We start from the raw sequence: 26899 nt of genomic DNA on the forward strand, positions 1-26899 counted from the left end.
GAGAGGAAACCATGGCCCCCCTGCAGCTCAAGAGCGCCAAGTTCCGCCAGGAGCGGGAACACGACTGGAGCCGGCTGTCGGGCCTCCTGGAAAAGGTCGAGGCGCGCGGCGCCCGCTCGCTGACCGACGAGCAGCTGCTGGCCATTCCGGTGCTGTACCGCTCGGCCCTGTCGTCGCTGTCGGTGGCGCGGGCCACCTCGCTGGACCAGAGCCTGATCGACTACCTGGAGGGGCTGTGCGCCCGGGCCTATTTCCTGGTCTATGGCGCGCGGCCGTGGCTGGGCCAGCGGCTGGGCCAGTACTTCGCCAGCGGATGGTCGCGGTCGGTGCAGGCGATCTGGAAGGAGACGCTGGTTTCGGCGCTGATCACGGTGTTCAGCGTGCTGCTCGGCTATGTCCTGGTCAGCCAGAACCCCGACATGTACTTCTCCTTCGTATCGCCCGACATGGCCCAGGGCCGCGATCCGACCGCCAGTTACAAGGCGTTGCATGACACCATCTATGGCGGCGACAAGGACAGGCTCGGAACCTTCGCCGCCTATCTGTTCCAGCACAACGCCCAGGTCTGCATGTTCTCCTTCGCCCTGGGGTTCGCCTTCTGCGTGCCGACGGCGATGCTGTTGATCTATAACGGCGCCTCGCTGGGGGCGATGCTGGCGGTGTTCTCGGCCAAGGGCCTGGGCTGGGGGTTCGCCGGCTGGATCATGATCCACGGGGTGACGGAGTTCTTCGCCATCATCCTGGCCGGGGCGGCCGGCTTCAAGATCGGCCTGGCCGTGGCCTTCCCGGGCGACCGCACCCGCCTGGACGCCGCGGCCGAGGCCGGGCGGGCCTGCGGCGGGGTGATGGCGGGCGTGGTGCTGATGCTGGTGCTGGCTGGCATCCTGGAGGGCTTCGGCCGGCAGCTGATTACGCTCGACGCCGTGCGCTACGCGATCGGCATCGGGACGGGCCTGATCTGGCTGGCCTACTTCTACCTGCCGCGTCGCCAGAGGGGGGTCGGCGATGTCCGCCTATGACGTCACGCTGAAGTCCGAGGCGGCGCTGCGCCGGTCGCTGGTCACGCCCGAGGGCATCGACCTCAACCTGCGCATCGGCGACGCCGGCCAGCGGATCGGCGCCTTCGTGATCGACTGGGCGATGCAGATCACCTGCATCGTGCTGTTCTTCGTGGCCATGGCCTGGACCTGGGGCGCGATGGGCGGCAAGAAGGCCGAGCATATCGAGATCATCGCCCTGCTGGGCCTGTTCTTCCTGCGCAACGGCTGGTTCATCGGCTTCGAGCTGTCTCCACGGGCCGCCACCATCGGCAAGCGGATCATGGGCCTGCGGGTCGCGGCGCGCGACGGCGGCCGGCTGACCGCCGAGGCGGTGATCGCCCGCAACGTCATGCGCGAGATCGAGTTCGCCGCCCCGATCAGCTTCATGTTCGGCGCGGCCTTCAGCGGCGGCGCCGATGGCCTGTTGATGCTGTTCATGGCCGTGTGGACCGGCATCTTCCTGCTCTTTCCGCTGTTCAACAAGGACCGCCTGCGGGCCGGCGACCTGATCGCCGGCACCTGGGTCGTGCGCACGCCCAAACGGACCCTGCTGCCCGACCTCTCCGACAACGAGGCCCGCGGCCACTTCGCCTTCACCGACGCCCAGCTGTCGGCCTACGGCATCAAGGAACTGCATGTGCTGGAGCAGGTGCTGCGCACCCGCGACCGCAAGACCATGCAGGCGGTGGCCCAGCGCATCCGCCGCAAGATCGACTGGACGGCCGACAGCTTCGAGAGCGACGAACAGTTCCTGCAGGCCTACTACGCCGGGCTGCGGGCCAAGCTGGAGCAGCGGATGCTGTTCGGGCACCGCCGCAAGGACAAGTTCGACAAGGCGTGAGGGGCGGACCACCCGGTTTGTCGAAGCGGGACAATTATAGCAGGAAATGGCGGCTGTGGGAAAAAATATGCAAGTAAAAACAGTAGCTTAAAGTCCCATTTTGACCATCCTTAGGTGGCCAGTCAGCCACCTTTCGGCGGACTTTCCGCAGGCCGGAAGCCTACCGCAGACCACCCCGACACCTATCCGATGCGGCGGGATGTGGCGCGCCGGGCGGCGACCGTCGACGCAGACCCTGGGCGAATATGTATAGACATATTCACAATCAGATCGATTGCCCGTCATCCACCGTCACCACGCTGCCGGTGACGGCCTTGGAAGCGTCGCTGGTCAGCCAGGCGATGACCGGGTCGAGGTCGGCCTGTTCCATCAGGCGGCGGCGCGGGAAGCCGGCGATCTGTTTCTGGCCGCCGTCGCTGGCGAACCAGTCGCTGTTCAGTTCGGTCTCGATGTAGCCAGGGCAGACGACGTTGACGTTGATGCCCTTGCCCGCCCATTCGCGGGCCAGGGTCTTGCCCATGTGGGCGACGGCCGCCTTGGAGGCGCAGTAGGCGGCCAGGCCCGGCAGCACCTTATGCGCGCCGATCGAGGCGATGATGACGATGCGGCCGCGGCCCGTCTCCTTCGAGCCGGCCGCCATCATCCGCCGCGCGCCCTCGCGCACGGTCAGGAAGGCGCCGGTGACGTTGATGTCGAGGACGGTGCGGAAGTCGTTGACTGGGATGTCGACCGCCAGGCCCTCGTTGTTCATGCCGGCGTTGGCGATGACGGTGTCGATGGGGCCGAACTCAGTTTGCGCGGCCTCGAAGGCGGCGATGACGCTGGCTTCGTCCTGGACGTCCATGGCGTAGGCGGCGGCGGTTCCGCCGGCGGCCTGGATCTCCGACACCAGGTCGGCGAGGCGGTCGGTGCGGCGGGCGCAGACGGCGACCTTGGCGCCGGCGGCGGCCAGTTGGGCGGCGAAGCGACGGCCGAGGCCCGAGGAGGCGCCGGTGATCAGGACGGTGCGGCCGGCGTGGGTCTGCTGGGTCATCGGGCTCTCCTTGCTTCGAGACGCCCTGTGCCCGGCTTCCGCAGGGTTCGGCAAGAGGTCAGGCGATGCCCCCTACACCACGCCTGTCGGCAGACCGTCGAGGCTGACGGCGTTCTTTTCGGCGCGGTAGTCGACGAGGCCGTCATCGCCCTTGGCCTCGGCCCAGCGGATCAGGCTGTCGCGTTCGCCCTGGTAGTCGTAGAGCGGCACGCCGAAGCCGCAGGAGGTCTGGACCAGATCGACGTCGAGGCGGACGATCTGGCGGGCGCCGACCGGCTCCTTGCCATCGAAGGCGGAGGCGAGCAGGGCGGCGTAGGCCTCGCCGCCGCGCGGCAGGACTTCGCCGCGGCCATAGAGGCGCAGGATCAGCGGCGGGCCCTGGAAGGCGCAGACCATCACCGTCAGGCGGCCGTCGTGGCGCATATGGGCGGCGGTCTCGGCGCCGCTGCCGGTCAGGTCCAGCCAGCATACGCTGTGGTCGCCCAGCACGCGCAGGGCGTCGAGGCCCTTGGGCGAGAGGTTGACGCGGCTGTCGGCGGTGGCGCTGGCCGTGAAGAAGATGTGCTGTTTGGCGATGAAGTCGGCGTGCTGGGCGCCGATGCGGTCGAACTGCTTGGCCATGGGGGCAGGGTGCCACAGTCCTTCCGGCCCGGAAACTTTTCCTATTGTCGATTATTTACAATGAGGAGGAATGCGACCAGTCTGACGTCGTCCCGCCACGGCGCGCGGACCAATCAGAAAACAGGGAGGACGACAGGATGGCCGAGACAGTGGTGTTTTCCGTCGACACCGGTCGCGACTATGTCACCGGCAGCACGAGCCACGACCGGGTGATGCCGTTGCGCATCTACACCCCGACCGAGCCCGGGGATTATCCGGTGATCTTCTACAGCCACGGCAACACGACCAACCCGGCCATCGCCGAGGCGACGCCGGAGGCCCTGGCGGCGCAGGGCTACATCGTCGTCTGTCCGACCCATCTGGACAGCTACGCCGACCTGATCACGGCCCTCTACTTCCCGCGCTCGGACCCGCAGTCGACCGTCGAGCGGGTGCTGGACATGAAGTATCTGGCCGCCAACGCGGCCGACCTGCTGGCCGGGCATCTGCCGGCCGGCTACACGGCCAACCTCGACACCCCGATCATCGCCGGCCACAGCCAGGGGGCCTTCACCGCCCAGCTGCTGATCGGCACCGACAGCGCCCAGGCCGCCTTCGCCGGTTCCCATGAGCCCTTCTACGAGGCCGCCATCCTGATCTCGCCACAGGGCGTGCCGACCAGCGCCAGCTATCCGGTGTTCGGCGAGTCCAAGGCCGAGGCGGCGACCATGGTCGACGGCGAGTACTGGACCGGCCTCTATTACGAGGACGCCACCCACAACAGCTGGAGCAATGTCACCGTACCGGTGCTCACCCTGACCGGCACGCAGGACAACGGCGACGCCGGCCAGACGGTGCAGCACCGCAAGGACGCCTTTGAATACGCGCCCGGCGGAAACAAGCATCTGGCGGTGATCGACGGGGCCGACCACATCGACATGGGCACCAGCGGGGCGTCGGCGCAGGTCGGCGAGCTGGCGGGCGATTTCCTCGACATCTATGTGCACGGCGACACGGACATGCGCGACCTGTTCGTCGACACCCAGGCCTACAGCGCCAGCCACAGCTACCTGGCCGAGTTCTACGAGAAGGAGGGGGCGGGGAACGGTCACGGCTACATCCGCGACTGGGGCGCGACCCGCGTTGGGGCCGACACTGACGACGTCATCTTCGGTGGGGCGGGAACCGACACCATGACCGGCCGCGGCGGCGACGACACCTTCGTCTTCGCGCCAGGCGACAGCGGCACGCTGGCGCTGACACGCGACAAGATCACCGACTTCGACGACTTCGGGAACGACCAGCTGGACCTGCGCGGCTTTGGCGACCTGACCTGGATCGGCACGGCCAACTTCACCGCCGCCGGGCAGGTGAGGGCGGTGGTGTCCGGCTCCCATGTGCTGGTGCAGATCAACACCACCGGGGCCGGCACGGCCGAGTCGGTCATCGAGCTCAGCAACACAACGATGTCCCAGATCGCGGCCGACGACTTCTGGATCCTCTGACGCCCCGCCTCCCGCTCGCCTTGGGGCGTTGACCGGGGTCATTATTCAACTGTATGGTTGAATAATGACCCCGGCGTCTTTGCAGCTCGACGCGGCGCTGTCGGCCCTGGCCGACCCGACCCGCCGTGCCATCCTGGCCCGGCTGACCCTCGGCGAGGCCCGGGTCACCGATCTGGCCAAGCCCTTCGCCCTGTCCCTGAACGCCGTCTCCAAGCACATCCGCATGCTGGAGCGTGGCGGGTTGGTGAAGCGGCGGCGGGCAGGGCGGGAGCACATCCTGGCTCTCGACCCGGCCCCGCTGGACGCCACGGCCGACTGGATCGCGGCCCAGAAGTCGGCCTGGAGCGCCAGGCTGGCGCTTCTCGACGACATCTTGCGGGAGGAGGACGCCCGATGACCAAGCTGATCAAACTGACCGTCAGCCACAGCTACAGTTCCCCGGCCGAGCGGGTGTTCGACGCCTGGCTGGACCCGGACAAGGCCGGGCGGTTCCTGTTCGCCACGCCGGACGGCGAGATGATCAAGGTCGAGATCGATCCGGTGGTCGGCGGCCAGTTCAACTTCACCGAACGGCGCGGCGACATCGACGCCGCGCACATCGGCGAATATCTGGAGATCGACCGGCCTCGCCGGCTGGTCTTCGAATTCGGCGTGCCGGCCTATTCGCCCGACCGCGGCCGGGTCGAGGTCGACATCGAGGCCCTGGCCGAGGGCGGCTGCAGGCTGACCCTGACCGCCTGGGTCGATCAGGAATACGCCGATCGGACCAGGCATGGCTGGACGACGATCCTGGATAGCCTGGACCGGGTGGTCGGCTGAAGGTTGCGCGCGGCGCGGCGGCGGGGCATCACTGCTCCACGCTCGGCCTGGGGAGGGACGCATGCGTACCCTCCTGTCGATCCAGTACCTGCGCGCCCTGGCGGCGTTTTCGGTGGCGGCCTACCACGCCTTTCAGTGGGCCCGGCTGGACTTCGAGATCGGCGGGGCCGGGGTCGACATCTTCTTTGTCATCAGCGGCTTCATCATGTGGCGCACGACCGAGGGGACCGACATGCGTCCCCTGGAGTTCCTGCGCCGGCGGGCGGTGCGGATTGTGCCCCTCTATTGGGTTGCGACCCTGGGGCTGACAGCGGCGGCGTTGTTGTACCCGCTGAGGTTTCCGGACGTTGAGCCAACCCTGGGCCATGTCCTGCAGTCGCTGGCCTTCATCCAGCACCGCAACCCGGCCGGCCTGCCGTTTCCCGTCCTGGCGCCGGGCTGGACCTTGAACTACGAGGCCGTCTTCTACCTGGTCTTCGCCGGCTGCCTGCTCGTGCCGATGGCTCGGCGGCTGTTGGTCCTGAGCAGCGCCCTGCTGCTCCTGGGGATCGGCGGCTTCTTCTATCCGCCAGCCTACGAGATGCTGGCCAACCCGCTGATTCTTGAATTCCTGGCCGGGGTGCTGCTGGCCAAGGTGATGCGGATGGACTTCGCACCGGGCCGTCCGGCCGGCTGGCTGATGCTGGGGTGCGCGTTGGCCTGGTACCTGACCATGTTCGTGCTGCGGGTCGAATGGGACCTGTGGCGGCCGCTGTTCTGGGGCATGCCGGCGCTGCTGATCGTCGCTGGGCTGACGGCGGTGGAGGCCGACGGCGGTCTGCCGAGGCTGCCGCCTCTTCTGGCCATCGGCGACGCCAGCTACAGCCTCTACCTGACCCATCCGCTGGTCATCGGGGCGCTGGCCGTGACCCTGGGGACCTGGCGGCCCTGGCTGTTCATCCCCCTGGCCCTGGCCCTGGCCTGTCTGTTCGGCTGGCTGTCCTGGCGCCTGTTCGAAAAGCCGGTGACGAAGGCGCTGAAAGGGCCGTTGATTGACGCTGCGTCGGGCGGCCATACTGCTCCCTAACACCGCGCGTCAGATGCGGTGATCTGCATCAGGGATCGGGAGAATCGGGATGGGCGCCAAACGCGCGATCTGGGCCGCCTTGGCGGTCGCTAGCCTGGCCTTGGCCGCCTGTGGCGGGCCGGCCAGCACGGGCGTCGATGGCGCCCGCATCGCCGCCGCCGACAGCAAGCCGGGCGAGTGGCTCAGCCACGGCCGCACCTATTCCGAACAGCGGTTCAGCCCGCTGGACAAGGTCAACGCCGCCAACGTCGGCCAGCTGGGCCTGGCCTGGTCGTTCGACCTGCCGGAGAACCGCGGCATTGAGGCGACGCCGCTGGTCGCCGACGGGGTGATGTACACCACCAGCGCCTGGTCGGTGGTCCGCGCCTTCGACGCAAAGACCGGCAAGCTGCTCTGGGAACATGATCCGGCCGTGCCGCGCAGCACCGGCGTGAAAGCCTGCTGCGACAGCGTCAACCGGGGCGTCGCCCTGTGGGGCGGTCGGGTGTTCTACGGCACCCTGGATGGGCGGCTGGAAGCGCTGGACGCCAAGACCGGCAAGCTGGCCTGGTCCAAGGTCACGGTCGACCAGTCCAAGCCCTACACCATCACCGGCGCGCCGCGCGTCGTGAAGGGCAAGGTGCTGATCGGCAACGGCGGGGCGGAGCTGGGCGTGCGCGGCTATCTGTCGGCCTATGACGCCGACACCGGAAACATGGCCTGGCGCTTCTACACCGTGCCCGGCGAGAAGGAGGCCGACGGCGCCGCCTCCGACAAGGCGATGAAGGACGTCGCCCGCAAGACCTGGAACGGCGAATACTGGAAGGTCGGCGGCGGCGGCACGGTCTGGGACTCGATGGCCTATGACCCCGAGCTCGACCTCCTCTACATCGGCGTCGGCAACGGCTCGCCCTGGAACCGCGACATCCGCAGCCCCGGCGGCGGCGACAACCTGTTCCTGTCCTCGATCGTGGCGCTGAAGCCCGAGACCGGCGAATACGTCTGGCACTACCAGACGACGCCCGGCGAGACCTGGGACTACACGGCCACCCAGCACATCGTCCTGGCCGACCTGACCATCGGCGGCCAGCCCCGCAAGGTGCTGATGCAGGCGCCGAAGAACGGCTTCTTCTATGTGCTGGACCGCACCAACGGAAAGCTGATCTCGGCCGAGAAATATGTCGCCGGGGTCAACTGGGCGACGGGTGTCGACAAGGTCACCGGCCGGCCGATCGAGGCGCCGGGCGCGCGGTTCGAGAAGGCCATCCACCTATCCAACCCCGGCCCGCTGGGGGCCCACAACTGGCACCCGATGGCCTTCAGCCCGAAGACGGGGCTGGTCTACATCCCGGCCCAGGAAATTCCCTTCCCCTACATGCAGCCGGGCGGCGACAAGGCCAACTTCCGCTACCGGCCGCAGGGCTGGAACGTCGGCGTCGACTTCCTGGTCGCCGGCCTGCCGGACGACGAGGCGCAGCTGAAGGCCATCAAGGCCTCGCTGAAGGGCCGGCTGGTGGCCTGGGATCCGGTGACCCAGACCGAGAAGTGGTCGGTCGAGCATGACGGGCCGTGGAACGGCGGCGTGCTGGCCACGGCCGGCGGCCTGGTCTTCCAGGGCAGCGCCACCGGCGAGTTCGCCGCCTATGACGCCGGCAACGGCAAGAAGCTGTGGGGTTTCGACACCCAGACCGGCGTCGTCGCCCCGGCCATGACCTATGAGATCGATGGCGAGCAGTACGTCGCCCTGATGGCCGGCTACGGCGGCGGCTTCGCGGTTTCGGCCGGGGCCGGAGTCGATCCGCGCTCGGACGGCCCGCGCCGCCTGCTGGTCTTCAAGCTGGGCGGAACGAACAAGCTGCCGGCCCGTCCGGTGTCGGAGAAGACGCCGCTGCAGCTGCCGGCCACGCCCGGAACGCCGCAACAGATCGCCAGCGGCGCGGCGGCCTACGCCGCCAACTGCGGGGTCTGTCACGGGACCAGCGGGGTGTCGAACTTCTCGATCCCCGACCTGCGCTATTCGCCGGCCATCACCGACGCGGCCATCTTCAAGAGCATCGTCATCGATGGCGACCGCAAGGACCAGGGCATGGTGTCGTTCGCCAGCCTGGTGACCGTCGACGAGGCCGAGGGGATCCGCCAGTACCTGATTGATCTGGCGCGACGTCAGCAAGGCAGGCAGGCGGCCGCCAAGCCGCCGCCGAAGGGCTAGGACTCCGAGGAGCCGCGAGGATGGCGCTGTCGGTCGCCCCGATGATCCATGTTCCCGATGTCGCCGCCACCGTCGACTGGTATCGGGCCCTGGGCTTCGCCGTCCTCGACACCGCCCTGGATGACGGGGTGATGACCTGGGCGATGCTGGCCCATGGCGATGGCCGCGTCATGTTCAACAGCGGCGGGACGGTCTCGACGGCGGCGCGGCGGGAGGTCGATCTCTATGTCGACGCCGAGGATATCGACGGTCTGTTCGCGCGCTTGCCGGACCAGGTCGCGGTGATCGAGACCCCGCACGACACCTTCTACGGAAGCCGCGAATTCATCGTTCGCGACCTCAACGGCTTCTGGGTAACGTTTGGCGAGGTCTCGGCCGGCGGAGCCTAGTGCGGCCCCGCCAGGTGATGCAGGTCGCCGGGAAGGGTCGGGAAGCCTTCGTCCCAGCGGCGCCGGGCGATCTGGCGCGCCTGGCGTTCGGCCCGGGCGGCCAGGAAATCCTGCAGCATGGCGAACCAGCCGAACGGAACTTCCTTATGGGTTCTGTGGAGGTCTTCCATCGTCTTTCTCCGTCCGGTGTCGTTGTGGGCAAGGGAAAGATCGCGCTTTGAGCCGCAGGTGACAAACGGGTCCTCCTGCTCTATGCATTAGCGCTACTTATGGCAGACGTTCTCGCGACCCTTCCGCTCAGCGCCATCCGCATCTTCGAGGCCGCCGCCCGCCTGAAGAGCTTCACCCGCGCGGCCGAAGAGCTGGGCGTCACCCAGGCGGCGGTCAGCTGGCAGGTGAAGGCGCTGGAGAAGCGGCTCGACCAGAGCCTGTTCCAGCGGCTGCCGCGCGAGGTGGTGCTGACCCCCGCCGGCGAGCGGCTGGCGCGGGCGGCGACCGAGGCGGTCAACCTCCTGCGCGCGGCCATCTCCGACCTTACCGAGACCGGCGAGGGCGTGCTGGCCATCACCACCTTGAACAGCCTGGCGACCCATTGGCTGGCCCCGCGCATCGGCGCCTTCCAGGTGGCCCACCCCAAGCTGGCGGTGCGGATGGACACCAGCAACCGGCTGATCGACTTGGCGCACGACAACGTCGATGTCGGGGTGCGGGCCGGGGCCGGCGACTGGCCGGGCATGGAAAGCCACTTCCTGTTTCCCACGATCCAGACGCCGCTGTGCACGCCGCAGATGCGCGACGAGCTGGGCGGCCTGGCCCGGCCTGAGGACCTGCTGGCCGCGCCGCGCATCGGCTCGGACGAGGAGTGGTCGACCTGGTTCTGCGTGGCGGGCGTGACGCCGACTCAGGGGCCGACGGCGCCGACCCGGCTGATGGCCGACACCCAGACCCTGGAGGTGGCCTCGGCCCTGGGCGGACAGGGGGTGGCGCTGGGCTCGCCGATCCTGTTCTCGGCCGAGATCGCGGCGGGGCGGCTGGTGCGGCCCTTCAAGGCGGTCATGCCGCTGGGCCACGGCTATTGGCTGGTCTACCCCAAGGAGCGGCGGCGCTCGCCGAAGATCGTCGCCTTCCGCGACTGGCTGCTGGCCCAGGCGGCGCCGTTCAGGGAAGAAATGGGCCTGGACTGACGGGGGAATCTCCTTCGTCCGGCGCGGCGCCCGCGCTAGATCAGCCAGGATGCTCCAGGATCTTCCCCCGACCGTAGACCGCGTCGTCGTCGAAGCCGCCCGGCTGGCCCCGTCGCCCGCCGACGCCGTCTTCTCGGTGGTGCGCGTCGACGAGGCCATCGCCACCGCCCCCCGGCTCGACGAGGCCCTGACCAGCACGCCCGGCGTGCAGCTGTTCCGGCGCACCTCCAGCGTGGCGGCCAACCCGACGACCCAGGGGTTGTCGGTGCGCTCGATCGCCGGATCCGGGGCGGGGCGGGCGCTGGTGACGCTCGACGGGGCGCCGCAGAACGATCCGTTCGGCGGTTGGGTCATCTGGTCGGGCCTGCCGCCGGTCAGCATCGAGGGCGCTCTGATCGTGCGCGGCGCGGGCGCGGGGCCGTATGGCGCGGGCGCGTTGACCGGGGTGGTGCAGCTGGCGGAGCGGACCAGCGTGCCGCTGCACGGCGAATACGAGGTGTTCGCCGGCGAGCGCGAGAGTTCCGGCGCGCAGGGCGCTTTCGCGGTCGGCGACCTGTTCCTGGCCGGGGCCTGGCAACAGACCGCCGGCTGGACGCCGGTGCGGGCCGGGCGTGGCGCCGCCGACGAGCCTTTGGCCTATGAGGCGATGTCGGGCGTCGTGCGCTATGCGCCGCAGCTGGGCAGTGTCGACCTGGCGCTGCGGGCCTCGGCCTATGAGGAAAGCCGCGACAGCGGCCTGGCCGGAGCCAGCTCGCGGGCGACCGGGGCGGCGGCGTCGCTGGCGGTGGCGGGGCGCTCGCCGGGGCTGGGGACCGAGTGGCGGCTGCAGCTGTGGAGCCGGGTCTCGGACCTGGAGAACAGCTCCGTCGCCGTGGCGGCGGGCCGGGCGACGACGACGCCGGCCAATGAACAGTATGCGACCCCGGCCGTGGGGATCGGCGTCAACGCCGCCCTGCGGATGGATCGCGGGACCGGAGGCTGGGAGGTCGGCGGCGACTTCCGCTACGCCGACGGCGAGACGCGCGAGCATTTCCGCTTCATGGCCGGCGCCTTCACCCGGGGACGCGTGGCCGGCGGGTCGCAGACGGTCGGTGGCCTCTATGGCGAGGCCTGGAAGGATTTCGGGCCCTGGCGGCTGACCGGCGGCGGGCGGATCGACCACTGGGCCAGTTTCGACGGCAGTCGCCGGGAGCGCGACCTGGCGACCGGCGCCCCGACCCTGACCGTCACGCCGGACGACGCCGATGGCTGGCAGCCGACCGCGCGCCTGGGCGTCCGCCGCGACGGGCCCCTGGTGTTCCGCGCCGCCGCCTACGCCGGTTTCCGGCCGCCGACCTTGAATGAGCTGCACCGGCCGTTCCGGGTCGGCAACGACGTCACCGAAGCCAACGCCGGCCTGGAGCCGGAGGTGCTGTACGGCGCCGAACTGGGGCTGGGCGGAGAGGGCGATTGGCGCTGGAGCGCGACCCTGTTCACCAGCCGGCTGGAGGGGGCGGTGACCAATGTCACCATCGGTGTCGGGCCGGGCGTGTTCCCGGTAGCCGGCTTCATCCCGGCCGGCGGCGTGCTGCGCCAGCGGCAGAACGCCGGGGACATTGATGCGGTCGGGCTCGAGGCGCAGCTGTCGCGGCAATGGGAAACCGTCGGCCTGCGGCTGGCCGGCGCCTGGACTGAGGCGGAGGTGGACGGCGGCGGCGTCGCGCCGCAGCTGACCGGCCTGCGTCCGGCCCAGACCCCGCAGGTCAGCGCCACGGCCGACCTGACCTGGCGCGTGGCCCCGCCGCTCAGCCTGCTGGCCTCGGTGCGCTACGAGGGCCAGCGCTGGGAGGACGACCTCAATAGCCGGTCCTTGGGCGCGGCCACGACCCTCGACCTGCGGGCCGACTGGCGGCTGTCGGGGCAGGCGAGCCTGTGGCTGGCGCTCGACAATGTCACCGACCAGGCGGTCGAGACCGGCCAGACGGGCGATGGGATCGAGAGCTTCGACGCGCCGCGCACCCTGCGCGTCGGCCTGAAATTCACGCCCTGATCCGCAGGGCCGTGGCCAGCATGTCGAGCGCCGTCTCCAGGCAGGCGACGCGCACGGCGGCGCGGCCGAGGTCGCCGTAGAACTCGACATGGGTGGTCAGGCCGCCCTCGCGGGTGGCGCAAGCGAAATGCACCAGGCCGGCGACGGCGTCGGGATCGTCTGGCGGCGCTTCGGCGTAGCCGGTGACGGAGAGGGTGATGGCGGCCTCCGAGGCCCGCAGCGCGCCCCGGGCCATGGCGGCGGCGACCGGCTGGCTGACCGCGCCCTCGTCCTCGAGCATGCGTTCCGGCACGCCGAGCAGCTCCATCTTGGCGGCGTTGGTGTAGGCGACGAAGCCGCGTTCGAAGGCGTGGGAACAGCCCGGCACGTCGGTCAGCAGGGAGGCCAGCAGGCCGCCCGTGCAGCTTTCGGCGGTGGCCAGGGGGCGGTTCTGGTCGCAGGCGGCTTTCAGGACCCGCAGGGCCTTGCGGTCGATGGCCGTGGTGACGGCGGGGGCAAGGGCTTCGGTGGCGCTCATGGCGTGGCGTCCCCCTGGGTGCAGAGGGCTAATCGCACAGAATAGCGTTTGGTTCCGGCTTGACCGGCCGGGCCGGAGAGGGTTGCTGACGGCGATGACGAATCTCCGTGGCAAGAAGGTGCGGGTGGCCGGCGCGGGCGTGCTGGGGCTGTCGATCGCGGCCGAACTGGGCAGGGCGGGGGCCACCGTGATGGTCTTCGATCCGGCCCCGGAAACCAGCGCCTCGGCGGTTGCGGCCGGCATGCTGGCCCCGGCCTTCGAGGCGGCGCTCGATCCGGCCTCGGCGGGCCATCTGCCGCTGCTGCGGGCGGCGCGCGACATGTGGCCGAGCTTCGCGGCGCGCATGGGCATCCCCATCGACCGGTCCGGGGCCCTCTATGTCGGCGAGCGGGGCGAGGCCATCGCCGCCGAGTTCAAGCGGCAGGGTATCGCGCATGAGCTGCGCGCCGACGGACTGTTCACCGGCGAGGACCTGAGGATCGAACCGGCCCAGGCGCTGGCGCGGCTGCGGGCCGTGGCCGCCGACTACCACGTCGCCTTCTCGGACGAGCCGATCGAGGCGGCGTCCGGCAAGTCCCACACCATCGCCGCGACCGGCTGGTCGCCGGTCAGCTGGGCCCCGGAAAGCGCCGTGATTACAGGCATCAAGGGCCAGATCATCAAGACCGGCGCGGCGCCGTTGACCGGGCCAGTGCTGCGCCAGGACGCGGGCTATGTCGCGCCCTCGCCGGGCGGCGCCCTGGTCGGGGCGACGATGCAGCCGGGCGTCACCGACCTGGCGCCCGACGCCTCGGTCTACGACCTGCTGGCCAAGGTCCTGCCGACGCAGATGGGGACCAAGGCCTTCAAGGGCGAGGTGCGCGTCGGGGTTCGCGGCGCGACGCCCGACGGCCTACCGCTGGTCGGTCCCAGCGCCGTGCCGAAGGTCTGGCTGGCCATGGGGGCGCGGCGCAACGGCTGGCTGCTGGCTCCGCTTGTGGCGGCGATGATGCGGGCGTATCTCGCCGGCGAGGACACGGGCCCCTGGACGGCGATGCTGGATGCGCGCCGGTTCTCGGGCTCACAAGAGAACAAGGCGGAGGGCTGATGTCGGGGTTCTGGCTGACCGAGGAGCAGGAGGCGATCCGCGAGGGCGTTTCCAAGGTGATGGCCGACTTCGGCGACGAGTACTGGCGCGGCGCCGACGAGACCGGCCGTTTCCCCGAGGAGTTCGTCTCCGCCATGGCCGACGGCGGCTGGCTGGGCGTGGCCATGCCGGAGGAATTCGGCGGCTCGGGGTTGGGGCTGACGGAAGCGGCCATCGTCATGCAGACGGTGGCCCAGTCGGGCGCGGCCTTCACCGGGGCCAGCGCCGTGCACCTGAACATCTTCGGCCTGATGCCGGTGGTGAAGTTCGGGACGAAAGAGCAGCAGGAGCGGCACCTGCCGCGCGTCATCTCGGGCCAGGACAAGGCCTGCTTCGCCGTCACCGAGCCCAACAGCGGGCTGGACACCGCCAGCCTGGAAACCCGGGCCGAGAAGCACGGCAACGGCTACCGCATCAATGGCCGGAAGATCTGGACCACCATGGCCCAGCGGGCCAACAAGATCCTGCTGATCGCCCGCACCACGCCCAAGGAGCAGACGGCCAAGCCGATGCAGGGGCTTTCGCTGTTCTACACCGACTTCGACCGGGCCCGCATCGACGCCAAGCCGATCCCCAAGATGGGCCGCAAAGCCGTTGAATGTAATATGCTTTTCATCGAGGACCTGCAGGTCCCGGCCGAGGACCTGATCGGCGAGGAAGGCAAGGGCTTCCAGTATCTGCTGGCCGGCCTGAACCCCGAGCGAGTGCTGTTCGGGGTCGAGGCGGTGGGCATCGGCCGCGCCGCCCTGGCCAAGGCGGCGACCTACGCCAAGGAGCGGATCGTCTTCGGCCGGCCCATCGGCCAGAACCAGGGGGTGCAGCATCCGCTGGCCAAGTGCTGGGCCGAGCTGGAGGCCGCCAACCTGCTGGCCTTCAAGGCCGCCGCCCTCTACGACGCCGGCCGCGATTGCGGGGCCGAGGCCAACGCCGCCAAATACCTGGGCGCCGAGGCCGGCTTCCGGGCCGCCGAAGCCGCCGTGCTGGCCCACGGCGGCATGGGCTACGCCAAGGAGTACGATGTCGAGCGATACATGCGCGAAGCCATGATCGCGCGGATCGCACCCGTCAGCCGTGAGATGATCCTCAACTTCATCGCCGAACGGGTGCTGCACCTGCCCAAGAGCTACTAGGGGTCAGTTCTCCTCCAGCTTGAAAGACAGAGGAATTCTCACCGAGGCTCCGTCGACTGCCTGGCCATCGACGGTCTGCGGCTTCATCTTGAAGTGCTTGGTGACCGACAGCGCCGCTTGGCCGAAGCCGAACTCGGAGGGCGTCTCCGAGACGACGGCGCAGTCGCGGACCGCGCCGATGGCGGTGACCTTGCAGCTCAGCGTCGCCTTGCCCGAGATGTTGCGGCGCAGGGCGCGATCCGGGAAGGCGTTGGCCATCTGGGCCGGGGTCGGCTTGCGCTGCCAGTCGGGGCTGGAGATGACGCTGGGCGGCTTTGGTGGTTCGACCGTGGGTCCGATGGGGATGTCCGGGATCGGGATGCTGGTTCCGCCGGTGTTGTTCACCGTCGGGTCGGCGAAGATCGGCTCGTAGGGAATGTCGAGCGGTGGCGTGATGGAGTCGTGGAGGTTGATGGGGTTGGTCTGGCGCTGGACGTCGGGCTTGACCGGTTCGGGCGGCGGTTGCGGCGGCGGGGGCTTGGGCGGGGTGAGGACCTCGCCGATGATGGTCTCCGGGCCGTAGGTCACTACCGGCATGACGAACTTCTTGTAGGCCAGGTAGGCGCCGACGCTGGCGTGGGCGGCGACCGACAGGGTCAGGGCGACCACGAAGGGGGTGCTGAGACGCTTGCGGCCGCGCGGGTCGTCCGAGACGGGGAAGGGGTGGTCGGAGAGGGCGGCGACGGACATGTCATTCCTCCGGTCTGGCGATCCGGGATGGATCGGGAATGACATATGTAAGCCATATGAGTTGACGTGTGTAAAGCCGCGAAAACGACAAACGTCAAACGAATGAGGTGCAGGCCCCTTAATCGTGGTTAATCAGGTCTTAACCGATGCGGCGCAAACAGCGGTCATGGCGGTAGAGTCCATCAGAGGGGTCGTCGAGTCGGCGATCCAGCGGGCGTCGGAAGCGACCGGCGTCGACTTCTCCTTCCTGCTCGGCACGGCCAAGCGGGAAAGCGGACTGAAGCCGCATGCCAAGGCCCCGACCTCGTCGGCCGCCGGCCTGTTCCAGTTCGTCGAGCAGACCTGGCTTTCGACCCTCAAGCGGCATGGCAGCAAGTACGGCTACGCCCGCTACGCCGACCTGATCACCCAAGGATCCGACGGGCGCTATCGGGTGGGCACGCCCGAAGCGCGGGCGGTGGTGATGAACCTGCGCTACGACGCGCGGGCGGCGTCGCTGATGGCCGGCGAGCTGACCAGCGACCATGCCGACTACCTGCGCGGCCGCATCGGCCGGTCGGCGACGGCGGGCGAGCTGTACGCGGCGCACTTCCTGGGGCCGAAGGGCTCGGCGCGGCTGATCGAGGCGACGCGGACGCAGCCGGGGGCCAGCGCCGCCGGCCTGTTCCCCGACGCGGCGGCGGCCAATCGGCCGCTGTTCTACAAGGCGGGGCGGCCGGTGAGCGTCGCCGAGCTGTACAACAACCTGACCGCCACCGGCGGCGCGGCCTCGGCTCTGCGGAGCAAGACGCCTGGGGCCGACCAGGGCTTCCTGCAGTACGCCGCCCGGCGCGGCGACCGGCAGGCGGAGGAGGACGCGCTGGTGGCGCTGATCCTGCGCGGCTCGCAGGGGCCGGAAGGCCGCGGCGGTGGCTCGGGGCTGGCCGGGTCGGTGTTCTCCTCGGAGATGCTGCGGGTGCTGTCGGAGTCGCGCTAGCCCGCGAGGCGAATGGGGTTCACGGGCCGCCACCCGACCAGCTAGGCTGGCGCATTGCATGGGCGGGGGCCTTCGATGACGGTTGAAGTGCTGCTCATGAACCGGACGGCGGTGGCCATGGCCGCTGACAGCGCCGTCACCATCACCTCCGACCAGCCGCCCTACCAGATCAGCCAGACCGGCGTGGTGAAGACCTTCGTGCTCAACGGCCGCACGCCCAGCGGCATGATGATCTTCTCCTCGGCCGAGTTCTGCGGCTGCCCGTGGAGCACGGTGGTCGACCATATGCGCGCCCAGGGCCTGGGCGGCGAGGCGACGCTGGCCGACACGGTGGCGAGCTTCATGGCCCGGCTGAACGCCATGTGCGACTCCGAGCTGGTCGAGGCCGGCGAGGGGGTCATGACCTTCCGCATCTTCGCGGTGCAGACGGTGGCCGACTTCCAGCGTCTGGCGGCTCAGATCGCCGACGCGCGGCCGTCGCTCAGCCCTGAGGCCATCCTGACCGAGGCCCTGGAGCAGCTGGACCATGAGGTCGGCAACGAGGCGGCCTGGGTCGAGGGCAAGCTGACCTATGTGCCGCGTGAGCGGATCGGCGACGAGACGCCCCGGCTGAAGGCCATCATCGACGACAACCTCGAGCCCGTCATCGAGCTGGCGGTGAAGGCCCTTTTCGACGACCTGGAGATCGGCGCCGCGCAGCGGCTGCGGCTGGCGGCGGCGGTGCGCACCGGGCTGCTGACCACCTGGATGCCGAGCGGCGCGCGCTACACCGGGGTGGTCATCGCCGGCTTCGGGGCCGACGAGGTGTCGCCGGCCTATATCGAGCTGCATGTCATGGGGCTGATCGGCGATCTCCTGAAATACCGCATCGGGGATGCGGCGCGGGTCGGGCGGGACAATCCGGTGGTGGTGCGGTCCTTCGCGCAGAACGGGGCGGTGGACCGGTTCCTCTATGGGGCGGACGAGGAGTTCACCTCGGAGGCCTTCCGGCGGGTGGCGATCCTGACCATGGGCGAGATCGAGCGGCTGCGCGCCGACGCGGGCAAGACCGGCGACGCCGACTTCTGGGGCGAGGTCGACCGGGCGGTGATGCAGTCGGCGCTGCTGGGCCTGTATTCGACCCGGCTGAGCTGGCGCGAGGCGATTGAGGCCAGCTTCGACCAGAAGGTGCGGACCGCCAGCGTCGGGCCGCTGGGCGATCTGGCCGGACAGCTGCTCAGCCTGCCGCTGACCGAGTCGGAGATGATGGGGAACATGACCGTGGCCCGTCCGTTCTCGATCCTGCGCCTGTCCAAGGCCGGCGCGGTTCTCAGCCACCCCACGGAGCCCGGACGATGACCGCCAAGCGCCTAGCCCCCGTCGCCAAGGCCAACGCCGCCGAGCGGGCGGCCGATCATGCACGGGCCGAGACCATCGCCGCCCAGCCCAACCCCTCGATGGTCAAGGGTGTCGCCCAGAACCTGATGGCCCAGCCGGGCCTGGCCCGGAACACCGAGAACGTCGCCCGCCGCGCGGCCGAGCGGCCGCTGGCCAATCCGGCCGCCCGCATTCCGCCCGAGAAGCGTTAAGCCGCCGCGCCGGCGCTGCGAAGCGCGGCGATTTCGCCCTCCAAATAGCCCAGTTCCGCCAGCACCGCGTCGGTGTGCTCGCCCAGCTTCGGGGCCGGGCCGCGCGGGCCGTCTTCCGCGCCCGGGAAGCGGGCTGGGGAGGCGGGGCTCTTGTGGAAGCCGCCCTTGCCGTCGGGGATGTCGACGAAACAACCGGCGGCGATGGCCTGTTCGTCGACCACCACCTCGCGCGGCGTCTGCACTGGCGACCAGGTCAGGTCGGCGGCGTCGAAGCGGCGGGAGACCTCCTCCAGCGGCATGGCGCCGATGGCGGCGTCCATCAGGGTGACCAGGGCCTCGCCGTTGACCCGGCGGTCGCGGTTCTTGAGGAAGCGTGGGTCCTCGACCCATTCGGGATGGCCGACGGCGGCGGCGATCTGGGGCCAGTCGGTGCCGCCGGTGCGGACCAGCAGGCAGAGCCAGCGTTCGTCGGCGGTCTTGAAGAAGTTGGCCAGCGGGTTGACGGCGGCGTGGCGCGGGCGGGTCGAGGCCAGTTTTCCGAAGCGCAGCTGGATCGCCATGTCCGAGCCGATCGAATAGACGCCGGTGCGCAGCAGGCTGGTCTCGACCAGCCGCCCCTGGCCGGTGGTCTGGCGCTCGTACACCGCCGCCAGGATGGCCGAGACGGTGGCCATGGAGGTGACGTGGTCGCCCATGGCGGTGCGGATCGGAAAGGGCTCGACGCCCTTGGGGGTGGTGATGGCGGCGACGCCGGAGCGCGACCAGTAGCTGGCCACGTCCATGCCGGCCCGATCGATGTCAGGCCCGACCAGGCCGTAGCCGGTCAGGCTGGCGTAGATCAGGCGCGGGTTCTCCTGGCGCAGGCTGTCCCAGTCGAAGCCGGAGCGGGCCAGGGAGCCGGGCCGGTTGTTGGTCAGGAAGACGTCGGCGCCGCGCACCAGCTTCAGGGCCGCCTCGCGGCCTTCCGGCTTGCTGATGTCGAGGACGACGCCGCGCTTGCCGCGGTTGTCCATGTCGAAGACCGGGTTGTCGTTCTCGCCGGTGTCGAAGGCGTCGAAGAACAGCCGCATCGGATCGCCCTTGGGCGACTCGATCTTGATCACCTGCGCGCCCCAGTCGGCCATGATGGCGGCGGCCCCGGGGGCGGCGACGTAGGTCGCCAGCTCGACGACCTTGAGACCTTCCAACACGTACGCTTCTCCCTTGTTTGGCCCATCATGGCCGGGTGAGAGAGGCGAGGGAAGGTTGCCTCAGGGGAAGCCCTTCGCCGAGCCGGGCCTATCGAAGCGGTCAACGATTATACCGCGCTCCGGCCATGGGAAGTGCGTCATTTCTCGTAAGGCCCTGATCCGGCGTGACATTTCGGTGGCGGACGAGGCGGTGAAGGTTGGCGCCGCCGTTGACAGGACGTCGGCGCCGGGGCGGGAAATGTTGACAGCCTGGTGAGGCGGCGCGTCTACGCGGCCGCCGCTCGGCGGTCAAATCGCGGCGCCGCGCCGTTTTCCTCGATGAATATGTCTAGACATATTGATCAGGCGGCTAACAGTCGTGACGTTTCAATGGCTTAGCCTACGGCGAAAGCCGTCATGTCCCGGCCTGCCGCCAGGTCCCGACCTTTTGCGGCCGCGTCGGCGACGGCCCGGGCGACGCCGGCGACGGTGACCGGCTTGCGCAGCACGGTGTCGGCCCCGGCGTCGAGGCATTCGCGGGCTTCGTCGGCGTCGCCGCCGATGACGGCGATGATCGGCATGGCCCCGGCCGGACCCTCCAGCTCGCGCAGGGCGGCGGCGGTGTGGGCGCCATCGAGGCCGGGCATGCGGCCGTCGAGCATGACCAGGTCGAAGTCGCAGGCGCCGGCCAGTTCGACCGCCCGCTTGCCGTTCTGGGCGTGGACGACCTGGTGGCCGAGCTGTTCGAGGATGGCGCGCAGCATGGCGGCGTTGAGGGCGTCGTCCTCGGCGACCAGCACCCGCATGGCCCGCTTGGAGGGGGCGATGGGGCCGCGAACCATCGACTCGTCAGCCTCCGTGGGGGCAACGGCGGTGGGGTCCCAGGGCAGTTCGAAGGTGAAGCAGCTGCCGACGCCAAGGGCGCTCTGGCCCTTGAGTTCGCCGCCCATCAGGGCCGCCAGCTGGCGCGACAGGGAGAGGCCGAGGCCGGCGCCCGGCACGCCGGCGCCGGTACGCTCGACCCGGCGGAAGGGTTCGAAGGCGCGCTCCAGCTCCTCGGCCGAGAGGCCTGGGCCGGTGTCGGCGATGGCGATGACCACGCGGCCCTGCTCGTCGAACGACAGCCGCACCTCGATACGGCCGCGCAGGGTGTACTTCACCGCGTTGCCGATCAGGTTGGACAGCACCTGGCGGGCGCGGGTGACGTCGCCGACGACGGCGCCGCGGGCGCCTTCCAGCTCGGGTTCGACATGGACGGCCAGTTCGACGCTCTTGGCGGCGGCGTGGGGACGGTTGAGCAGGACCAGTTCACGGGCCAGCCGGACCGGGTCGAAGGGCGCCCGGTCCATGGCCAGGCGGCCGGCCTCGGCGGTCTCCGAATCGAGGGTGGCGTTGAGGACGGCGATCAGCTCGTTGGCGGCGGTCAGGGCGGCGCCCAGCTGTTCGCGGCTCGGCGCGGCGCGGCCACCTTGTCCGGCGGCGGCGGCCAGCACATGGGTGACGCCGTTAAGGCCGTTGCGGATCTCGTGGCTGAGGGTCGAGACGATGTCGGACTTGGAGCGGGCCAGCTTCTGGGCCTTTTCCAGGTGCTCGCCGCGTTCGGCGATCAGCACCTCGCGCTCGGCGGCCAGGGCGAACTGGTGGCGCATCATGCGGTTGAGGATCAGGCAGAGGGCCAGGGCCAGGGCCATGGCGCCCCAGACGGCCAGGCCCTGGTCGCGGCTGTCCTCATGGCTGAACAGGGCGATCAGCGGGCCGGCGGCGGCGACCGGGGCGACGATCAGCAGGGAGGGCAGCAGGGGGGCGCTGAAGAAGAAGCAGACGATGGCCCCGGCGGCGGCCATCAGCAGCAGCGGCTCGCGGGCGGGACCGGCGCCATCGGCGAGGGCGGCGACCTGGGCGACCGCCCCGGCCCACAACAGGCCTGAGAGGACATGGACCCGAATGCGCTGCGCGGTCGTGGCGTCCGGCCGCGTGCGCATCCAGTTCACGACGGCGTAGAAGGCGCCCCAGTTGAGGGCGAAGATGGCGAAGCTGGCGGCCATCCACATGGAATTCTCGGCGAACGAACCGGCCCAGACGAAGACCGGCAGGCTGATCGCGAAGCAGCCGAGGGCGTAGGGCATCAGACGCCGCTGGGCGTCAAGGCACTGGTCCATGAAACTGGCCCCGCCTCGGGGGGCGGAGTCGGTATGGGCGGCGTCGAACACGATAAATCCCCGCTTGCTGCTGGCGGGAACAATAGTTCGACAGGGTTTGCGAGCCGTTACGGCGCAGCGTTAATCCACAGGTCTGTTTGCAAGGGCTCGTTAAGGCTAACCCGGCATTATCGTTTACCGACTCGGGGACCTTGAGACAGCACAGATGACCACGACGCGGGCCTCACTGACCGACATCGACGTGCGCACCCTGCTGAAGGGGGCGACGGCGGACGAACGGGCCTTGGCGGCGCACAAGCTGTGCCGGGCGATGGACCGCGAGGCGCTGACCGAGGACGAGCGGGCCAAGGCGGCCGATATCCTGCGGGTGATGGCCGGCGACGCCGCGGAGCTGGTGCGCCGGGCGCTGGCCGTGACCCTGAAATCCTCGCCGCTGGTGCCGCGCGACGTGGCCATGAAGCTGGCCAAGGATGTCGAGAGCATCTGCCTGCCGTTGCTGAACTTCTCGCCGGCCTTTTCCGACGACGACCTGTCGGAGATCGTGCGGCTGGGCGGACCGGTGCGTCAGGTGGCCATCGCCAAGCGGCCGCAGGTCTCCGAGAAGGTGACTGCGGCCATCGTCGAGCACGGCGTCGAGGCGGCGGTCGAGACGGCGGCGGCCAACGACAACGCCAACTTCTCCGAACGCACTCTGACCCGCGCCCTGCAGCGCTTCGAGAAGTCGGAGAAGGTGCTGGCGGCAGTGGCCTATCGCCAGGTGCTGCCGCAATCGGTGACCGAGAAGCTGATCAACCTGGTCGGCGACCAGCTGCGCGAGCACCTGCTGACTCACCAGTCGGTGTCGCCTGAGCTGGCCCTGCAGATCGCCATCGGGACCAAGGAGCGGGCCATCGTCGACCTGGTCGACCAGGCTGGCCGCACCGCCGATCCCAAGGCCTTCGCCCTGCACCTGAACCGCGCCAAGCGGTTGACCGCCAGCCTGCTGCTGCGGGCCCTGGCGCACGGCCATATGGGCTTCTTCGAGTGCGCCGTGGCCGAGCTGGCCGGGGTGCCGCACCATCGCACCTGGCTGATGATCCACGACGCCGGGCCGCTGGGCCTGCGGGCCATCTATGAGCGGGCGGGGCTGCCGGCGCGGCTGTACTCGGCCTTCCGGGTGGCGGTGGACACCTACCACACCATGGAATTCGACGGCGGCCCGCGCGATCGCGAGCGCTTCCAGGAGCGGATGCTGCAACGCTTCCTGACCCAGGCCCACACCACCCAGCGCGAGGATGTCGACTACATGCTCGACAAGCTGGACCGCATCGCCGCCGGACGGCCGCAACGGCGGGTCGGCGCGGCCTGAACCCTACCGCTCTGTCGGCGTTGATCTGTCGAGGAACGCCATGGCCTTTCGCGACGTCCGCTTCGTGCATGTGAATATCGTCGCCGCCCCGCAGGCGGTGGCGGCCTATCTGAACGATCCCCGCAACCTGCCGCGCTGGGCCCCCAACTTCGGCCATGAAATCCGCCGCGAGGGCGAGGGCTGGGTCATGCAGACCGCCTCTGGGCCGTTCGGGGTGCGGATGGCGCCGGACAACGACCTGGGCGTGGCGGACCATTGGGTGACGCCGCCGAACGGCGAGGAACTGCACAACGCCATCCGGGTGACGGAGAACGGTGTCGGCAGCCTGGTCGTGTTCAACCTGTACCGCCAGGACGGCTTCGACGACGCCCAGTTCGACGAGGACGAGCGGCTGGTGTCGGCCGATCTCCGGCGGCTGAAGGGGCTGATCGAGGGCGAGGCATAGGCGAAACTGACCCTAGGTCAGACTTGCGAGGGGCAGGGGCGGCGCTCATCCTGCGCCGATGTCAGACCAACCCCCTGTCGCCATCCGCCCGGCCGCCACCATCCTGCTGGTGCGCGACGACCCCAGCTTCGAAGTGCTGATGGTCAAGCGCCATCACCAGATCGACTTCGCTTCGGGCGCCCTGGTGTTTCCGGGCGGCAAGACCCACGACGGCGACCACGACCCGGCCTGGGCCGACTGGTGCGTCGCCTGGGACGCGGTGGAGGCCGACCAGCGGCCGCTGCGCATCTGCGCCATCCGCGAGGCCTATGAGGAGACCGGCATCATCCTGGGCCGCTATGAGAACGGCGAGCTGTTCCATGGCGACGACTGGGCGGCGTCCGTGCGCGGCGAGGTCGACCGCGGTGAGCGGGCCTTCATGGAGGTGGTGCGGCGGCTGGGACTGCGGCTGGACCTGAGCATCCTGACGGTGTTCGCCCGCTGGATCACGCCGGACATGATGCCCAAGCGGTTCGACACCTGGTTCTACCTGGCGACAGCAAGCGACGAACAGCTGGCCTCCTGCGACGGCCGCGAGACGGTCGACGCCGAATGGATCCCGCCGCTGGAGGCGTTGCGGCTGGCCGAGACCGGCGAGCGGACCATCATCTTCCCGACCCGGATGAACCTGCAGCTGCTGGGCGAGGCGGAGAGCGCGGCCGATGCGACGGCGCGGGCCGCCGGGCGGACGCTGGTGACGGTGCTGCCGAAGGTCGAGCGGCGGGAGGGCGGCGGGGTGCTGATCATTCCGCCGGACGCGGGGTATGGGGCGGTGGAGGAACCGCTGTCGGCGGTGCGGTAGGGCATACGGCAAACATCCGCTGTCCCTTTTCGCTCCCCCAAACTACCGCTCATCCCGGCATTCGCCGGGATGAGCGGTAGTTTGGGGGGCGGTTCCGCCCATGAAAAGGCCGGGGTTCACCAAACCCCAGGGGAGGGAGCCTGGGCCCCGGCGCGGGTGGCGGCGCGGTCGGTGATCCGGTAGTTCACGGTCGACCGCCTTGTTATCGGATGGCCGCAATGATGCTTTCGGACCGCTCCCGCGCGAAACCTGTCGTCAGAGCCTGGCTGGCTGGCCTGATGGCTTGCGCGGCCTTGTCGGGCGCATCGGCGCAGGCCTCGCGCTCGGCGATCGAGATTCAAACTGGCGACGTCGACCGGTTCTACCGCCTGTATGATGCGACCGGCGGCCGGCCGAGCGCGGAACGCGTTCAGCTTGAGTACCTGGATCAGGGAAGTCCTGGACTGCGGCATCTCCTGAATGTCCGGAACGTCACGGCGCAGAACATCGCGCAGGCCACGGTGAGCAACCCCGATCTCTACATCAAGGCGCGAGCCTGTCTGGCGGCGCTGCCGCGCACACGCGAAACCCTGGGCCAGGTGTTCGACCGGCTGCTCGACCTCTATCCGCAGGCGCAGCGGCCGCCGGTGACCATCTTGATCAGCCGCGGCAAGCCGATGGCGATCGCCGGGCCGGGCGACGGCGTGCAGATTTCCCTGGAAGCGATCTGTTCAGGGCCTGGGGCGAAGTTCTTCGACGCCAACATCGAGGACCGCCTCGTCCACGTCATGGCGCATGAGTACATTCACGTTCAACAGGCGCCGGAGCTGGCCGACAAGGCGCAACCAACCGTGCTTGAGCGGGCGCTGGCCGAGGGGGTCGCCGAGTTTGTCGGAGAGGTCATTTCCGGCGGCGTCGCCAACACCGCCGTGTTCGCCTCGGTCAGGGGCCGGGAGCTGGAGATCGAGACGCGGTTCGCCGCGGACATGGACAAGACCGACCTCTCCGCCTGGTTCGACAACACCACCCCTGAAGAGGTGGGCCAGCTCGGCTACTGGGTTGGATACCGGATCGCCCGCGCCGCCTATCAGAACGCGCCGGACAAGCCGGTCGCCATCCGCCGGATGATAGAGCTGACCGACGCGCACGCCTTCCTGGCGGCGAGCGGATGGCGTCCGGGTGTGACGCTGCGGTGAGGCTGTAGGTGGTTCGGCAAGCTCCCCTATTTCCGATTTTCCCGACGAAAGTCGGGATCCAGTGTCCACCGGCGGAACGGGCGCTGGTGCTCTTCAGAGCTGAACCCACATGCTGATTGCCAGCTGGGTCCCGACTTTCGTCGGGATGGTCGGACTTTTGGGGGGCGCTGTTCCACCCAAGAAAAAACCCCGGCCGGAGCCGGGGTTTCACTAAGCCTCAGGGGAGGGAACCTGGGGCCTACTCCGGCGGGGCGACTTCGGCCACGCGGCGTTCGAGTTCGGTGATCAGGATCTTGCCGACCGGATGGGTGTCGGTCTTGATGTCGTCGCGGACGGCGGCGCGGATGGCGTCGATGTGGGCGTCGACCAGGAACATCGGGGCGCCGACGCGGGTGTCTGGATCGTCGATCAGCTTGCACAGCGAGGCGGCGATGCGGGTGACCAGCGGGAATTCGTAGGTGGCGCCCAGACCCTTGAGATCATGGGCGCGGAAGTAAAGCGCCTCGGCCGTTTCAGCATTCAGGCCGGAAACCCGGATGGCCTGGCGGGCGGCTTCGAGCTTGGTCAGCTCGTCCTGCATCCACTCGCTGAAGTTTCCCGAGAGGGACTTGAGGGCCGCCTCGGCTTTAGCGATCGCCGCGGCGTCGATGCCGCCGAACCTTCCGCCGCCAAGCCGTAGCTTGAGGGTGTTGGGCGCGTTGATGACCTGGACCGGTGTGTTGCTGCTCACGCGCGCCTCTCCAATTGGCGTTTACCGTCTGAAATCTACGGGGGCGGAGTTAACAACACGTGAGACACGGGTTTGACTTGGTTCGGGTGCGTCAATGTGACTTAGACGTGTGAATATGTGGTTGCTGGCGGAAGTAAGCTTACCCGAAGTGGTGGGTGCGTTCATGGGGCCACCCCCAACAACCATCATCCCCAACGCTCGTCATCCTAGGCCTTGTGCCTAGGACCCACGGTCCAGCTGCCGCGAGCTCCTGCCATGGAGGCGCGGCCGCGCCTCCACACCACCGTGAGTG

General features: G+C 69.3%; 27 protein-coding genes. 19 read left to right on the forward strand and 8 right to left on the reverse strand.

Features of this window, described 5'->3' with window-relative positions; translation table 11 throughout:
* Window positions 1-11 precede the first annotated feature (11 nt).
* Window positions 12-1019 (forward strand): stage II sporulation protein M, encoded by a 1008-nt coding sequence (locus AC1RSK_RS20750; protein ID WP_492909588.1) that lies wholly within the window; start codon window positions 12-14, stop codon window positions 1017-1019.
* Window positions 1006-1881 (forward strand): RDD family protein, encoded by an 876-nt coding sequence (locus tag AC1RSK_RS20755; RefSeq protein ID WP_492909589.1) that lies wholly within the window; start codon window positions 1006-1008, stop codon window positions 1879-1881. Before AC1RSK_RS20750 ends, AC1RSK_RS20755 begins: the two co-directional genes overlap by 14 nt.
* Window positions 1882-2146: 265 nt before the next feature.
* On the opposite strand, the gene AC1RSK_RS20760 is transcribed toward AC1RSK_RS20755, so the two are convergent.
* Window positions 2147-2914, reverse strand: coding sequence for an SDR family NAD(P)-dependent oxidoreductase (locus AC1RSK_RS20760; RefSeq protein WP_492909590.1), 768 nt, complete (start codon window positions 2912-2914; stop codon window positions 2147-2149).
* A gap of 72 nt (window positions 2915-2986) precedes the next feature.
* Entirely contained in the window at window positions 2987-3535 is a 549-nt protein-coding gene (locus AC1RSK_RS20765) for a pyridoxamine 5'-phosphate oxidase family protein (protein WP_492909591.1), read from the reverse strand.
* A 137-nt stretch (window positions 3536-3672) separates the two neighbouring features.
* Between AC1RSK_RS20765 and AC1RSK_RS20770 the strand changes: the two genes are divergently transcribed.
* The 6 genes from AC1RSK_RS20770 (at window position 3673) to AC1RSK_RS20795 (ending at window position 9481) form a co-directional block, all read left to right on the forward strand.
* Window positions 3673-5019, forward strand: a complete 1347-nt coding sequence (locus AC1RSK_RS20770) for an alpha/beta hydrolase family protein (protein ID WP_492909592.1) — start codon at window positions 3673-3675, stop codon at window positions 5017-5019.
* A 64-nt stretch (window positions 5020-5083) separates the two neighbouring features.
* Entirely contained in the window at window positions 5084-5416 is a 333-nt protein-coding gene (locus AC1RSK_RS20775; RefSeq protein WP_492909593.1) for an ArsR/SmtB family transcription factor, read from the forward strand.
* Window positions 5413-5838, forward strand: coding sequence for an SRPBCC family protein (locus AC1RSK_RS20780; protein ID WP_492909594.1), 426 nt, complete (start codon window positions 5413-5415; stop codon window positions 5836-5838). The genes AC1RSK_RS20775 and AC1RSK_RS20780 overlap by 4 nt, the downstream gene beginning before the upstream one ends.
* Window positions 5839-5899: 61 nt before the next feature.
* Complete coding sequence (locus AC1RSK_RS20785) at window positions 5900-6904, forward strand: acyltransferase family protein (RefSeq protein WP_492909595.1); 1005 nt, start codon at window positions 5900-5902, stop codon at window positions 6902-6904.
* Between the two features lie 49 nt (window positions 6905-6953).
* Window positions 6954-9092: a PQQ-dependent dehydrogenase, methanol/ethanol family gene (locus tag AC1RSK_RS20790; RefSeq protein WP_492909596.1), complete on the forward strand. Its 2139-nt coding sequence runs from the start codon at window positions 6954-6956 to the stop codon at window positions 9090-9092.
* A 20-nt stretch (window positions 9093-9112) separates the two neighbouring features.
* Window positions 9113-9481: a VOC family protein gene (locus tag AC1RSK_RS20795; RefSeq protein WP_492909597.1), complete on the forward strand. Its 369-nt coding sequence runs from the start codon at window positions 9113-9115 to the stop codon at window positions 9479-9481.
* Here the strand turns inward: AC1RSK_RS20795 and AC1RSK_RS20800 are convergent.
* The gene (locus AC1RSK_RS20800) at window positions 9478-9651 is read right to left on the reverse strand and encodes a hypothetical protein (protein WP_492909598.1); all 174 of its coding nucleotides are present in this window, start codon (window positions 9649-9651) and stop codon (window positions 9478-9480) included. The genes AC1RSK_RS20795 and AC1RSK_RS20800 overlap by 4 nt on opposite strands.
* 99 nt (window positions 9652-9750) lie before the next feature.
* On the opposite strand from AC1RSK_RS20800, the gene AC1RSK_RS20805 reads away from it, so the two are divergent.
* Entirely contained in the window at window positions 9751-10665 is a 915-nt protein-coding gene (locus tag AC1RSK_RS20805; protein WP_492909599.1) for a LysR substrate-binding domain-containing protein, read from the forward strand.
* A 49-nt stretch (window positions 10666-10714) separates the two neighbouring features.
* Window positions 10715-12694: a TonB-dependent receptor gene (locus AC1RSK_RS20810; protein ID WP_492909600.1), complete on the forward strand. Its 1980-nt coding sequence runs from the start codon at window positions 10715-10717 to the stop codon at window positions 12692-12694.
* Here AC1RSK_RS20810 and AC1RSK_RS20815 read toward each other — a convergent pair.
* Entirely contained in the window at window positions 12684-13211 is a 528-nt protein-coding gene (locus AC1RSK_RS20815; protein WP_492909601.1) for a CinA family protein, read from the reverse strand. The genes AC1RSK_RS20810 and AC1RSK_RS20815 overlap by 11 nt on opposite strands.
* Before the next feature lie 94 nt (window positions 13212-13305).
* Between AC1RSK_RS20815 and AC1RSK_RS20820 the strand changes: the two genes are divergently transcribed.
* Both AC1RSK_RS20820 and AC1RSK_RS20825 read left to right on the forward strand, forming a co-directional pair.
* The gene (locus tag AC1RSK_RS20820; RefSeq protein WP_492909602.1) at window positions 13306-14298 is read left to right on the forward strand and encodes an NAD(P)/FAD-dependent oxidoreductase; all 993 of its coding nucleotides are present in this window, start codon (window positions 13306-13308) and stop codon (window positions 14296-14298) included.
* Window positions 14298-15467, forward strand: a complete 1170-nt coding sequence (locus AC1RSK_RS20825) for an acyl-CoA dehydrogenase family protein (RefSeq protein WP_492909603.1) — start codon at window positions 14298-14300, stop codon at window positions 15465-15467. The genes AC1RSK_RS20820 and AC1RSK_RS20825 overlap by 1 nt, the downstream gene beginning before the upstream one ends.
* A 3-nt stretch (window positions 15468-15470) precedes the next feature.
* Here AC1RSK_RS20825 and AC1RSK_RS20830 read toward each other — a convergent pair whose 3' ends face one another.
* Window positions 15471-16196, reverse strand: a complete 726-nt coding sequence (locus AC1RSK_RS20830) for an energy transducer TonB family protein (protein ID WP_492909604.1) — start codon at window positions 16194-16196, stop codon at window positions 15471-15473.
* A gap of 166 nt (window positions 16197-16362) precedes the next feature.
* On the opposite strand from AC1RSK_RS20830, the gene AC1RSK_RS20835 reads away from it, so the two are divergent.
* From AC1RSK_RS20835 to AC1RSK_RS20845, 3 genes are all read left to right on the forward strand, one after another.
* On the forward strand, window positions 16363-17172 hold the full coding sequence (locus tag AC1RSK_RS20835) for a transglycosylase SLT domain-containing protein (RefSeq protein ID WP_492909605.1): 810 nt from the start codon (window positions 16363-16365) through the stop codon (window positions 17170-17172).
* Window positions 17173-17247: 75 nt separating this feature from the next.
* Window positions 17248-18510, forward strand: a complete 1263-nt coding sequence (locus AC1RSK_RS20840) for a hypothetical protein (protein ID WP_492909606.1) — start codon at window positions 17248-17250, stop codon at window positions 18508-18510.
* A complete protein-coding gene (locus AC1RSK_RS20845) occupies window positions 18507-18740 on the forward strand; it encodes a hypothetical protein (RefSeq protein ID WP_492909607.1) in 234 nt (77 codons plus the stop codon). The genes AC1RSK_RS20840 and AC1RSK_RS20845 overlap by 4 nt, the downstream gene beginning before the upstream one ends.
* Here the strand turns inward: AC1RSK_RS20845 and AC1RSK_RS20850 are convergent.
* Window positions 18737-19930, reverse strand: coding sequence for a CaiB/BaiF CoA transferase family protein (locus AC1RSK_RS20850; RefSeq protein ID WP_492909608.1), 1194 nt, complete (start codon window positions 19928-19930; stop codon window positions 18737-18739). The genes AC1RSK_RS20845 and AC1RSK_RS20850 overlap by 4 nt on opposite strands.
* Before the next feature lie 374 nt (window positions 19931-20304).
* Window positions 20305-22068, reverse strand: coding sequence for an ATP-binding protein (locus AC1RSK_RS20855; protein ID WP_492909609.1), 1764 nt, complete (start codon window positions 22066-22068; stop codon window positions 20305-20307).
* Between the two features lie 205 nt (window positions 22069-22273).
* Here AC1RSK_RS20855 and spbR point away from each other — a divergent pair, with 205 nt between their 5' ends.
* From spbR to AC1RSK_RS20875, 4 genes are all read left to right on the forward strand, one after another.
* The gene (spbR, locus tag AC1RSK_RS20860) at window positions 22274-23416 is read left to right on the forward strand and encodes a SpbR family protein (protein WP_492909610.1); all 1143 of its coding nucleotides are present in this window, start codon (window positions 22274-22276) and stop codon (window positions 23414-23416) included.
* 40 nt (window positions 23417-23456) lie between these two features.
* Complete coding sequence (locus AC1RSK_RS20865) at window positions 23457-23861, forward strand: hypothetical protein (protein ID WP_492909611.1); 405 nt, start codon at window positions 23457-23459, stop codon at window positions 23859-23861.
* Between the two features lie 58 nt (window positions 23862-23919).
* Entirely contained in the window at window positions 23920-24702 is a 783-nt protein-coding gene (locus tag AC1RSK_RS20870) for an NUDIX hydrolase (RefSeq protein WP_492909612.1), read from the forward strand.
* A 218-nt stretch (window positions 24703-24920) separates the two neighbouring features.
* Window positions 24921-25877, forward strand: coding sequence for a DUF2268 domain-containing putative Zn-dependent protease (locus tag AC1RSK_RS20875; protein WP_492909613.1), 957 nt, complete (start codon window positions 24921-24923; stop codon window positions 25875-25877).
* A 238-nt stretch (window positions 25878-26115) separates the two neighbouring features.
* Here the strand turns inward: AC1RSK_RS20875 and AC1RSK_RS20880 are convergent, their stop codons facing one another.
* On the reverse strand, window positions 26116-26607 hold the full coding sequence (locus AC1RSK_RS20880; RefSeq protein ID WP_492909614.1) for an Hpt domain-containing protein: 492 nt from the start codon (window positions 26605-26607) through the stop codon (window positions 26116-26118).
* Window positions 26608-26899: the final 292 nt, after the last annotated feature.

It is taken from the genome of Caulobacter sp. GW821-FHT11A05 (genome assembly GCF_058809015.1).